This window comes from Lachnoclostridium phytofermentans (assembly GCF_000733755.1).
GTDB lineage: Bacteria > Bacillota > Clostridia > Lachnospirales > Lachnospiraceae > Lachnoclostridium > Lachnoclostridium phytofermentans_A.
Map to the genome: position 1 here is coordinate 1,579,137 of NZ_JPOF01000003.1, position 13,073 is coordinate 1,592,209.

The window sequence follows — 13,073 nt, forward strand, 5'->3', positions numbered from 1 at the left end:
AAATCCATGATCCAATCAGATGGAAAGGATAGAGGTTATTATGTTAGAAAAGATGGGAGGATTCACTCTGCCTGGGGAATCCGGATATGAGAAACTTACCTTAGATTTAGCAAATAAATGGGGAGCTGATGTCATTAGAGACAGTGATGGGACCGAGTTATCCGAAGAAATTCTTAATACGGGTTATGGCATCTACTCAACAGTATGCATCATCCGTGGCCATAATGAATGGGCGAAAAGCCATTCGGATCAATTACAGCAGACCTTTTTAATAACAGCTCCTGTTATAGCAACAGGGGAAGACTTAACAATATCTTTAGTACGAGATTTTTCGAGAGAGCAATTTGAAATTAATGAGTCCAAAGACTCCATGAAATATTGGCAAGTCTATGACCGGACAATCGAAAAAGAGCTTAGTACGAAACAGTGGACATACAGAAACGATACGAAGGAAGTAGTGCTAGAAGGTGTGACACCATGGCATGAATATACAGTCTCCTTCCTTGCTTACCGTATTTGGGAAGAAATCTCGATGTATAACCATACAACGAATGGGTGGGATAAAGAACATTTAATGCCAATTGATCCAAAACATCCGGAGACTAGGGAATATCTGCTTCGTTGGATGAGGGATTGGTGTGAGGAGCACAAGCATACTACAGTGGTTAGATTTACTTCTCTTTTTTATAACTTCGTATGGATTTGGGGAAGTAGTGAAAAGAATCGATTTTTATTTACAGACTGGGCTTCTTATGATTTTACGGTAAGTCCGCTTGCATTAGATGAATTTGAGCAGAAGTACGATTATAGGTTAACAGCAGAGGATTTTGTAAATAAGGGGCAGTTTCAAGTCACTCATATGCCAGCGACAAAACATAAGCTGGATTGGATGGATTTTATACAAGAGTTTGTCTTAAGTCTTGGTAAAGAGTTGGTTCAGATTGTTCATGACTATGGGAAAGAAGCTTATGTATTCTATGATGATAGTTGGGTTGGATTGGAGCCGTACCACAAGAGATTTGCTTCGTATGGATTTGATGGAATCATTAAAGCTGTATTTTCAGGATTTGAATCTAGACTTTGTAGTGGTGTTCCTGTAAAGACTCATGAGCTTCGCCTACATCCGTACCTGTTTCCGGTAGGTGTTGATGGCTCACCGTCATTTTTAGAAGGTGGTAATCCAACACTTGAAGCAAAACAGTATTGGAGAAATATTAGGAGAGCAATGCTTAGAGAGCCTATTGAACGTATCGGTCTTGGCGGTTATCTTCATCTGGTAGAAGAAAAACCTGACTTTATTACTTATATCTCAGAGCTTGCGAAAGAATTCCGCCAAATACGAGAACTTCATAACGAAGGTAGACCGTTGCTATGGGCACCGAAAATTGCTGTGTTGCATTCTTGGGGAGAACTGCGTTCCTGGACCTTATCCGGACATTTTCATGAGACATCCTGGCATCCATTAATTCATGTGAATGAAAGTCTAGCGGGGCTACCATTTGAAGTAGATTTTCTTAATTTTGAGGATATAAAAAATGGGAGAGCGAAAGACTACGATGTAATAATAAATGCTGGGCGAAAAGGAGATGCTTGGAGTGGCGGTCACGAGTGGGAGGATGAAGCGATAGTTACTATGCTTACAGAGTGGGTATACCGAGGCGGTGTATTTCTTGGTATCGAGGAGCCTTCGGCTGTAGATGGTTTTCATCATACATTTCGCATGGCACACGTACTTGGAGTGGATATCGATCAGGGTGCGAGGGTATGCCATGGAAAATGGAAGTATACCATAGAGGAAAGCAATGACATTCTTCCAGATAGTTGCAAGTTTCAACCTCATCAGAAGCTTTACCTGACCAATGGAGAAACGAGTGTCTTAAAGGAGGAGAAAGGAATCCCTGTTGTCACTAGGAATGCTTTCGGAGAAGGATTTGGAGTTTATCTTAGTTCCTATGAGCATACTCCAGAACATGCAAGATTATTGGTAAATTTAATCTTAAGTGCTACCAAAGATAATTTAGTTCAGGATGGAATGACCGATAATCTATATACGGAAAGTGCGTACTTCCCACAGAGTCAAGTATTAGTTATTTGGAATAATTCTAATCAGAGACAGAATACATCGGTAGCCTTAAGAGGTCAATCAATCACCTGTGAACTGGAGCCATATGGAACAAAGTTTTTATCCATAAGAAGATAATAGCTGCCTGTAGCAGACAGAATGTTGTATATTAAATACGAAATATAGAGGGTTTCGTTACTTTTATTGTTATTAAAATAAAAGGAGCTGTTGCATAATGGATGATTCAGCCTAGATATTGATAGAACATAATGTGTTCACAACAATATTTGGTATGAAGATCACATTTAGCGACAGCTCCTTTAACTAACCCACCTATCGAAACTGATAGGTTTTACCATTGAGTACTATAGTGTATTGTTTCTACTCTTTGGATTGCTCCTCTTCGGCATCTGATTCAGAAGCGGATTCCTCTAAATTAGCAGTTACTTTCATCTGCTCTTTGGTTACTTTATCAGTCAATGTTGTTGGTTTTGTAAGCGCTTCTTTTTTAGCAGTAACCCTAAGAACAAAAAAGAAAACAATACCAATCACGAGTAGAAAGATCGAGATAAATTGGGAAGTTGAAAATCGACCAACATTTCCGCGAACTAAGTCTCCTCGGAAGTATTCTAAAACAAATCTGCCAATGCTGTAGCATATCAAATAAAGAGCTGCAACCTGTCCATTTGCCTTCTTACGTTTGGCATAAAACAATAGCAAAAAGCAGTGAAGAAAATCCAAACCGCTTGAAATTAACTGAGTTGGAACTAAACGAATTCCATTGGGTGCGTATTCTGAGTTATGAAAGATGATACCGAGAGCACAGTTTGTCTCTACGCCATAGCAACAGCCAGAAAGAAAACATCCAATTCTTCCGAAGCCTTGTGCTAATGCTATGGAAGGCATTGCAAGATCAAAGTATGTTAAGAAATTCAGCTTATTTTTTTTACAGAATAGATAACCTGCAAAAATACCACCGATAATACCTCCATATACAACAAATCCATCTGCAATTTTCCATAGGATGCTAGGATCTTTAATGATTTCGGGTATTTGCGTTATGTAGTATAAGAGCTTAGCTCCAAGTAGTCCGCCAACAGCACACCAGATAACAAGAGAAAAGACTTTCTCATGCTCTAAATTTAATTTTTTTGCCCGGTACTCTGTAAGAAGATATGCGGATAAGATGCCAATAGCTATCATAAGGCCATAACCATATACAGTAACAGGGCCGATTGTAATCAGTTCATTTTTCATAGGGTCATCCTTTCTTATTTTATGTCATGTATTGATTTCTATTTAAGACTTATTGACATTATATAGCAAGGATGCGTAAGGCGCAATATAATTGGTGAACTTATTTCATTAGTGGGCACACCTAGAATAAACAGATTCTTATTAATATAAATGGGTGATACCTCCATAAATAATTTGTTACGATAAAGCATTCGTTTGTCTATCATTATTGTAGCTTATCATAAGAAATTAGTAAAACAACGCTTCATTAACCATTCCCTCAACTACATAATAAAATAGTGAGGCATAGGAAGAAGTACCACATGCCTCACTAGGAATTAGCTTAAGAGTGAAAAAACAAGGTAAATATATTAAGTAGAAATTTTGGTATGGATGGATAGTGAGTTAATATAATATCTTTTGCCACTGCCTTGGTTTGAATCGCATCGATAGAATAACAATTGGAACCGTAGGTTTCATCTCCTATTGCTAGATTACCGGATGCAATAGCGCCGATTGCTATTTCCTTAGCAATTGCAATAGAGCCAAGGGAATACACACCAACAGAAATAGCGCCAGCTGAAAAGTAGCCAATAGCAATTGATCCCAAAGCAATCGCACCAATGGATATTGCACCAAAGGAAAATAAGCCTAATGCCAGAGCGCCAAGAGCAAGCAATCCAAAGGAAAGTACTCCGATACTAAAAAAGCCCACCGAGATAGCTCCTATCGCAATAATTCCTTTCGCCACTTTGATTCGATGTCTAGAGTATAAAAAGCAGATATGAATCAATGGAAGACCGAACAGTGTTTTTTTACTTTTATACTCAAAACCACGTGGTCTCTTAATGTAATCGTTGATCTCATTAAGCTGAGATTCTAAAGTGGCATAGTCGTGTTTTTTCTGTGCTGTGTCATCATAATTTCCTGCTGTACGATCTGTTTTTTCTCCTGTAGTAGAACGATCCAAAATATTATCTCTGATTAAATAATCAAGAGAAACTTCAAAGATTCCCGATAATGCTACTAATTTCGGAAGCTCCGGCATCGTTTGATCAGATTCCCACTTACTCACAGATTGCCTGGATACATCTAATAAATCTGCAAGCTGTTCTTGGGAGAGACCACGCTCTCGTCTTAGCTCTATTAATTTATCACAAAATTTCATAAAACCTCTATTCTGACGCTTAAACGTCCTATTTATTCATGACAAGGAAAAATTCGCGAAGCGTGCTTTTTCTTGTTGAGGTTGAAAACATTATTCCTTCAACCTAATTTAAGTTAGGCAGTTACACCCTATGAATGAAAGATTTACTTCCGCGGTTTTTTGAGCTTTAAATTCTTCAATTAACTCTTCTTTCAAGTATTAATATATAGCAGTGGAAGAGAAATGACAAGAAAATATGGGTTTGCAAATTGTCAACCGTAGGTTGCATCGCAATTTATCATACAATATCCCAACCTTTTTTAATAAGAGATTATAAAAAAGACAACCGACACTCTCGAAGCTAGGAAGCTTTTCGAAAATGTCGGTTGTCTCTAGTGATTAACAAGAAAGTTTTTATAGTTTACTAAAACTTGTTAGTAAAGAGTATTACATCAATTAAACAAGCTTGATTTCTTTTCCTAACCTAAGCAGTGATTACTGCTTAGGATAAGAAACCTTAAAGCTATTTACTTCAGATGCTAACTTAAGTTCGATTCCCTTTGTTGAATTTTCATTTACGCCCTGTTTACGAATATAAATAGTAGAACCTTCTGGAGCAGTTGTAGATGAAATTGCTTTTGCTTTGGTAGTATTCATAATGGTAAATGCAGTAGTTGTCTCATTAAAGGTAGAACCTGGCTTTACGATAGCGTAGCTATATACCTCTGTTTTGGATGCATTGTTAAATTGCAACATCAGTTTTCCATTCTGATAATAGTAGGAAACATCCTTGCTATTATCACCAAGGGTAGGAGCACCAGCTTGACCGTTAATCTTTAAATAGGCAGTTTTGCTATATGTTTTATTTGCTGTAGCTGCGGTACGAATTTTTAAGGTAACGGGTTTGGAACCGTTTCGATATAGAGTGGTAGGAGCAATATCTTCGAGTGTCATACTCTTATCACATTCTACCCATGCATTAATTTTTTCATTAAAATACTCCATAGATAAAGTAGTGTTTAACATTAATTTATTAGCATTTACTTTAACCGAAGGAGCATTCGCTCTTTTGGCAAGAGTGAGGTTTACTTCCTTTGATGGACGAGCACCTACATTGTTTGCATTTGTTCCCACTATTTGTGGGATACGGAAGGATACTTTAGCACCTTTTACAAGCAAACCATCTATCGTCTTTAAGAAAGACTGGTAGGAGCCTGAATTTGGATCCAGTGAAACTTTATTCCACACATAGTCTGTAGCCTTCTTCCACTCAAAGTGAGTTGCAGCATCGCAATTTTCAAATTCAAAAATATTATCGACTTTATCATATACTACTTTTAATGAGGTATCCTTCGCAGGAAGCGTTACGCTTTGAATGGTTTTATCATTCTCACCTTTAAAATATAGGGTGGTATCGTCAGAGGAATTTACCCAGGAAATATCCATAAGGAATGCATCATTTTCTGTTGTTTTGTTTCCTTCTACCTCGTACCAAGTTGTTTTATCAGTGGAATAGTGGACTACAGTATTATTATTGGTATAAACATACATAGTCAAAGTGTCATAGTCAATTGTTCCAATCGAAACCGGTTTTGCTTCAGCAGCACTGATTTTAGCAATTGGAATGAGCAATAGGAGACCAAACACTAGAAGGATAGGGATACTACAATATCGTATGAAAAAATGTACTTTTTTCTTTGTATTCATCTATTTAAGTCTCCTTTCTCTACTTACCAGCATCGATAATGGTTAACTTGCAACCTGATTTAATCACGAATCCGTTACTTAAGGTAATAACTAGATTATTGGTGGTTGTTGAAGTTGTAGTTAATTTATTAATCTTAGCGTTGGATAAGTAAATGGTTGCAGTTCCGCCAGATACTGTAGCAGAACGTAGTACGGAAGTACCGCCCCAAGTTACATCGGATATACCAACTGCATAAGAGCTGTCATGTAGCTTTAACTTTAGTTCATAGGTAATAACATCAACGGTTTCCGTAGTTTTACTTCCATCCTCATTTGTAGTAACTTTAGTCTCCGTTTCTTTTAAACTACCTTCCATGATAGACCAAGCAATTGGAGAATCTAATAAAGTCGCTGTATCTACAAGTTTTATCGTGACTTTGTTATCGATTTCTTCCCCATTGTTTAAGGTAATTAACAATGGAACTGCTTCTCCCTTGGTAGTAATTGTTGAATGGGTTTCAAACTTATTCACGTGAACGGTAACGGTAGCAGTACGAATTTTCTTACCATCATCGTTCGTATAAGAACCATAGGTTACTTGATAATCTGTAGTTGGTGTCAGAGTATATCCATCGTACTTTATTGTTTTAACTTCAGTATCCGAAGGAGTAAAGCTCCCAATAGCAGAGGTATCTGGTACTTTTTCTGTACCTAAGTCTATTTGGAAAGTAAACGAAGATTTATCGCCATCTTCTGTCGAACTATACAAACGTTCGAATGCTGAGGTATATTCCTTATTCTCGGAGTTATTAATTTTACTGGATGGATAAATGTATAGTAGTACTCCAGTATCTACTGTACTTTCAATCACATCATTATTTGCTAATGTAATATAAGCATATAGCTTTGTTTCAGTAAAAGTATCTAAATTTTCTGTACTAGTAATCTTCGTTGTTATAATGTACTGATCTGTTATAAACCTTGAAGAGGTATTCATACTTACAGAGCTTTTTAAACTTACAGTACCTTTGGTGTTACCGTATTGATCACGGAAGCTAATGGAAGATACGGTAGTTTTTGTTGGACTATAAAGAGTAAATGTTAGATTACCAGCAGAATTTTCGCTATTACATACTCCAGCAGTAGTGATTAAGGTATTTAACGTTGTTACCTGTGCTGAATCTGGGTATTGAACGCCTTTGCTTCCTGTGATATCAAATTCTTTCGAGGCAAGAGAAAACTTCACGTCGTCAGTAGCAGGCATACTCTTCTTTCTCACATAGACATGGCTTCCAGCAGGTGCTTTTTCCTTCTTTATCGTGATTTCTGAATTCGAGGAAACGGAAGTCCAGGATGCAGTTGCATAGTTTAAGGTATCCTCAGGTTTTACTATCGTATATTCAAAGGGTTTTGTTTCACTCGCAGCCTTAATCTGTAAAGTAAAGGTGGTAGAGCTTGTATAATTAATCTCTATACCATTCTCACTTTCTGAAGGAGGGGCTTCCTGAATTGGTACAGTAACCGTTGCGATATGAGAAACCTGACTGGTACTGGTTGGATTTTTTCTAAATTGTAAAGTAACTTCACTTTGAGGTGTTGTTGCATTGGTATACAAAGCGCTACCAGCAATATCCTTTAACCAAAGATTTGTCGAAGTGGTTACACTTTTCCATTCACCAATAGTTCCATCACTAGCCACGGTACGATAAGCCATATTCTTATCCGCTTGGATAGAGAACTTGGAACCATTAATTAAGACAGTTGGAGCGGCCATCTTCTTTGGTATGGTGATTGAAATTTCCTTGCTTGGACGAGCTCCCTCTGTTAGTGCCCCATTGATCAGATAACTATTCGTTGGTGCAAGTCTTAGATATACAGTAGCACCTTGGGTACAAAGCATCTCAAGCTGTGATGCGAAGGAATCAGTATTTACAGTATTCCATATGTAGCTATCCTTTTTTCTCCACTGGATCGTACGGTTATAATGATTTGTAAAGGTAACAGTACCTCGAACTTTATTATAGCTTGCCTTAAAGTTTGATACCTGCTTTGGAATCGTAACTTTTACTACCTCGGTTGAAGAATCAGCTTTAAAGGTTAGTACATATTTACTGGTCGGTGTAATCCAAGAGATATCAAGAGTTACCAGACGATCAGAACCAATATCCGTCGGAACGGCTTCCCAAGTTTTCATGTTTTCATCTGAAAAATAAACGACAGTATCACTTGAATTTACCTTTAGAGTTATTGTACTATTGTCATAATTAATTTCCTGTACACTGATGCTTGCTCCAACAGCATATGCTGTTTTTGAAGAAAAGACACCAAAAGCCAAGGTCAGTAGAAATAAGACACTGGCAGTAATGCAAAGGAAAATGTTACGACTGCTTCTTGCTGTATCTTTCACAGCAATAGTTCCTGTTTGCATGGTTTACATACCTCCTTTAATCATGTAGGTGGTTTCTCAGTCGGTCAAAACCACACCGCTTTCTCTTCCTGAGGCCAAACGGTTTTACATGTATTTGTTTTCTTAAGTTGTATTTATGCTCTGCATTTATTATCGGTTTAGAGAAGAGAAATCTTTAGAAAAAAGCTCTATTGGAACGTATTACCACACCAAATAAGGAGATATCTAGATAGTTTTTCCTCTTTCTTGCCATTAAAAATAGTATAACATAGGTGTGTCAAAAGTAAAGCAGAAGCACGAAAATACTCGAAAATAGGAAAAAGGACTGATTTTTGTAAAAATGTAAGAAAAACCATGAATTATGCCTAATTCATGACATAAAAGTAACACAAAAAAAGAATAAAATGGGACTAACGAGAAGACATTATAGGTAGGGAAGGTGGAGTTTATGTTATTCATTCAAAAAAAGTTTAAATTAATAGTTTCTTTTAGCATTATTTTATTGCTTAGTATTGCTTTTTCAAATCAGCCGAAGATAACGGCGTATGCTAGTAATGAGATGCCAGGATATGAAAATCCAAGGGATATTATTATTGCCACTCCCAAAAATAATTACTCTACCACTGGTAGTAAAGTGAGTATTCTTGGTGCTTGTGATTATGAATATCCATTGTATATGAACGGAGAAGAGATAGAGACAACCGAGTATGGCTTTTTTACGGTTTATGTAGAATTGGAAGTTGGAAAGAACGAGTTTGTTTTTGAAAACAATGGAATAATAAAGACGTTAACGATTAATAGAAAGAAAGTAGCAACTTCATCTGGAAATAATTCGGGTAATAGTGGCACTAGTACTCCCAAGGTAACATATAAAGAGTTTAAAAATGATGTTTATGGGGTTATAACAAGCAGTTATGCAATGCCAAGAAGCAAGGTGAGTGATTCCAATGTTAACTTAATGCCTTTAACACTTGGAACGACCTCTCGTATCTTAGGGGAAGATGGAAGTTTCTATAAGCTCGCAGATGGTACGTTTGTTTCAAAATCCAGTATCAGACGATATGACAAGAAACTAGAATCGAACAAGGTAACAAAGGCAAATATGAGTATTGATTCTGCTATGAATCAATTAGTAATCGAATTATCGATGAATGTAAATGCTTTATATTCGGTATCCTTTGAAGGTCAAAATATCTATCTAAAGCTATATGATACCATAGCTGCAGCAAAACCAAAAACTGCAGGAAATGATATTATTGAGAAAGTGACAGTAAATACTGACAGTAAAAACAAAACAAAGACCTACTGCTTTACCATGTATGACAATGCATCCGTGTATGGTTATGATGTAACATTTAAAAATGATGTGATGCGTTTTGAGCTAAAGCTTCCAGTAAAGTTAAAAGATACGAAATCTTTGACTGGTGCTACGATAGTATTGGATGCTGGACATGGAGATTATGACAGCGGAACAGTTGGACCAATGGGAGTTTATGGTCCAGTGGAAAAAGATATTAACTTAAATATTACCTTGTACACCAAGCAATATCTTGAAGCGCTTGGAGCAAAGGTAATCTTAATCCGTGAGAATGATACGTTTTATAGTTTATCAAACCGTGTAGAAACCATACGAAAAGTAAAACCGGATCTCTCTGTTTCAATCCATGGTAATTCTTTAGACTACTCAAGCGATTATGGAAAAACAAGTGGATTCTTAACCTACTATAGCTATAATTTATTTGGAAATTTGCCAAATCTAATAAATAATAGTATTACTGAGGAATTAGGTTTTAACAAACGTGAACCTAGACAAAAAAGTTTATCCTTAACTCGTTTTACTACATGTCCTTCTGTATTATTAGAAACTAGCTTCTTATCCAATCCATATGATTATGAATATTTAATTCAAACAGAAAATCAAAAGGATTTTGGCATTGCAATTGGTAAGTCAATTCAAAACTATCTGCAAGGGGTAGCAAAGCAAAACGACCATGTATATGTTGTAAAAAGAGGAGATACGTTAGCTTCCATTGCTTCAAAATATGGTATCACGATTAAGCAATTAGCAGAGTATAACAGTATCGAAAATATTAATTACATTGTGGTGGGACAAAAAATTCTCATTCCATAGACACATTAGAAGAAAGAGTTGAATAAGATAGGATAAAAGCAATAATAGGGAGAAATTTAGGTTGTCTCCTAGTTAGGAGTAGAATGGTTGTTTCTTATAATCCAATACGGGCAACGTTATATGCCATACAGTTTGGAAAAGAAGAACAAAACGGAATATTCAAACGGATGTCAGAAGATTGTACGAATTTTATATCGCAGTGTATCTGGGCGGGATATGGTGGTACAGACGGGTATTCCTTGACAAGTGAAGCTGATATTCTGGCACTTAGAGAGAGAGTTGCGCAGAATTATCGTCAAACCAATATCTGGTATGGAAGAAACTATGCTTCTCCCTCCGCATATGCATCTGGAGCATTTATGAGGGTAGAGGAATTGTGGAATTACGTCACTACAAATCAAGGACCTGGACCTAGAGCAAAAGGCTATAATAATCGGCAATACTGGGGTAACGTAACGGTGGAATTAGCGCCTGGCGATGTATTACAGTTTTATCATAGTAATCTTGGACGCTATGGTCATACCGTAATGGTGACGTCACAGACACCGCAGACGATTGATAATGCATTGGAATCTGTCTATGTAGCACAACATACTGCAGATTATAGTTACCGCCCACTCAGCGATGTACTTGCTACCAATGGTGGCATTGAAGGTGCATGGATGAGAGTACTTAAGTTTACAGATGCTTACTTTTGATAAGGTTAATGTATTAGGAATTGAAGGTATCGTAGAATAGAGGATCAGATCGGGTACAAACAAGTTTTTTCAAAGAGGAGTTATTAGCTTTGAAAGTTATTGTTTGTACCTTTTTATTCATGACAAGGAAGGGTTTGCGAAGCGTGCTTTTTCTTGTAGGTTATTTCTTTTTAGTATGTTTCGTTGTGTAACAAAATATTTTATGATAAGATATCAGTTAAAGATGGAAAAACCTGAGATTTCCAGGTAACCATCCATAGTATGTGAAAGATTTTGGTATGACTTCTTTCATAAGGAAAGGCAGGAGAATTACGAAATGATATCAAAGAGTATTTTAAATGCGGTACTTGCAAAAGCGCTATCTACAGGTGCGGATTTTGCAGAGGTTTTTGCAGAGAGAACGTTAAGTAAAAATATTAGCATGATAGATAGTAAGGTAAGTGAAATTACAGATTCCTTATTATCTGGGGTTGGAATTCGTATTCTTAAGGGAACGAAAAGTGTTTATGCCTCAACTACCGATATGAGTTATAGTGGATTAATCAATTGCGCGGCACAAGTAGCTTCTGCATTGTCAGGTGTACCGAATGGAAAGAGTATACATTTAACAGAAACGTTGTTTGGAGATATTCATCCAATTCGTATTGTACCTTCTAGTGTACCGAATGCACAAAAAATAGAATTGCTAAAGGAAGGATACTTTAGCGCAAAAAATTATCATCCTGAAATATCTCAGGTTATGGGAAGTTTTCTTGATGTAGATCACAATATTATGATTGCGAATAGTGATGGACTATATACAGAAGATCGTCAAGTAAGAACAAGAATGTCAATCTCAGCAATTGCTAGTAAAGATGGAGAAAATCAAACAGGAGCTTGTTCGCCGGGCAGACGAATGGGGCTTGAGATGTTTGATGAGATTTCTCCAAAGAAGATTGGTGAACAGGCAGCAAAGCAGGCAGTAACGATGCTTCATGCTGACTATTGCCCTGCAGGAAAATATCCGGTAGCAATTGAGAATGGCTTTGGTGGTGTTATTTTTCATGAAGCTTGTGGGCACTCCTTAGAAGCAACGTCAGTAGCCCTTGGACAGTCAGTATTTAGTAATAAGTTGGGGTTACAGATTGCAAATCCAAAGGTAACAGCAGTAGACGATGGAACAATACCGAATGCTTGGGGATCCATTAACGTTGATGACGAAGGAAATCCATCTAGACGTAATGTTTTGATTGAAAATGGTATTTTAAAATCCTATATGATTGATAAACTTGGTGGACGTCGTATGGGCATGGAGGCTACAGGTAACTGTAGACGACAAAGCTATGCTTGGGAACCGACTTCTCGTATGACCAATACAATGATTCTAGCTGGTCAGGATAAGAATGAAGATATTATTGCCTCCATGGAGTATGGTTTATATGCAGCAGACATGGGTGGAGGATCAGTAAATCCAATTACAGGAGAGTTTAACTTCTCCGTAAAAGAAGGTTATATGGTACGAGACGGTAAGATTTGTGAGCCTGTTCGTGGTGCCAGCTTAATAGGAAAAGGATCAGAAATTCTTATGAATATCGATATGGTCGGCACGGATCTTGCAACCGGACAGGGTATGTGCGGTTCCTCCAGTGGTAGTATACCAACTGATGTTGGTCAGCCATTGCTACGCGTATCATCCATTACTGTTGGTGGAAGATAGTGTGAATCTA

The 13,073-nt window shown here is 37.2% G+C and carries 8 protein-coding genes; 4 read left to right on the forward strand and 4 right to left on the reverse strand.

All coding sequences use genetic code 11. The annotated features are described in order from the left end of the window. The first annotated feature begins 40 nt into the window (after positions 1 to 40). Positions 41 to 2,200 (forward strand): 1,3-beta-galactosyl-N-acetylhexosamine phosphorylase, encoded by a 2,160-nt coding sequence (gene gnpA, locus CC92_RS0112285; protein ID WP_029502612.1) that lies wholly within the window; start codon positions 41 to 43, stop codon positions 2,198 to 2,200. 243 nt (positions 2,201 to 2,443) lie between these two features. On the opposite strand, the gene CC92_RS0112290 is transcribed toward gnpA, so the two are convergent. From CC92_RS0112290 to CC92_RS0112305, 4 genes are all read right to left on the reverse strand, one after another. Next, positions 2,444 to 3,319: a prolipoprotein diacylglyceryl transferase gene (locus tag CC92_RS0112290; RefSeq protein WP_029502611.1), complete on the reverse strand. Its 876-nt coding sequence runs from the start codon at positions 3,317 to 3,319 to the stop codon at positions 2,444 to 2,446. Positions 3,320 to 3,641: 322 nt separating this feature from the next. Further along, the gene (locus CC92_RS0112295; RefSeq protein ID WP_029502610.1) at positions 3,642 to 4,466 is read right to left on the reverse strand and encodes a helix-turn-helix domain-containing protein; all 825 of its coding nucleotides are present in this window, start codon (positions 4,464 to 4,466) and stop codon (positions 3,642 to 3,644) included. A 474-nt stretch (positions 4,467 to 4,940) separates the two neighbouring features. Then, positions 4,941 to 6,152 (reverse strand): hypothetical protein, encoded by a 1,212-nt coding sequence (locus CC92_RS0112300; protein WP_029502609.1) that lies wholly within the window; start codon positions 6,150 to 6,152, stop codon positions 4,941 to 4,943. 19 nt (positions 6,153 to 6,171) lie between these two features. After that, the gene (locus tag CC92_RS0112305; protein ID WP_029502608.1) at positions 6,172 to 8,559 is read right to left on the reverse strand and encodes a hypothetical protein; all 2,388 of its coding nucleotides are present in this window, start codon (positions 8,557 to 8,559) and stop codon (positions 6,172 to 6,174) included. Between the two features lie 427 nt (positions 8,560 to 8,986). Here CC92_RS0112305 and CC92_RS21685 point away from each other — a divergent pair, with 427 nt between their 5' ends. The 3 genes from CC92_RS21685 to CC92_RS0112320 all read left to right on the forward strand — a co-directional run bounded on the left by CC92_RS21685 (position 8,987) and on the right by CC92_RS0112320 (position 13,063). Continuing rightward, positions 8,987 to 10,669 carry an N-acetylmuramoyl-L-alanine amidase gene (locus CC92_RS21685; protein WP_029502607.1) on the forward strand — a complete coding sequence of 561 codons (1,683 nt, stop codon included), beginning with the start codon at positions 8,987 to 8,989 and terminating at the stop codon, positions 10,667 to 10,669. 83 nt (positions 10,670 to 10,752) lie between these two features. Then, positions 10,753 to 11,367 (forward strand): amidase domain-containing protein, encoded by a 615-nt coding sequence (locus CC92_RS0112315; protein WP_029502606.1) that lies wholly within the window; start codon positions 10,753 to 10,755, stop codon positions 11,365 to 11,367. 316 nt (positions 11,368 to 11,683) lie between these two features. After that, a complete protein-coding gene (locus tag CC92_RS0112320) occupies positions 11,684 to 13,063 on the forward strand; it encodes a TldD/PmbA family protein (protein WP_029502605.1) in 1,380 nt (459 codons plus the stop codon). The last annotated feature ends 10 nt before the right edge of the window (positions 13,064 to 13,073 follow it).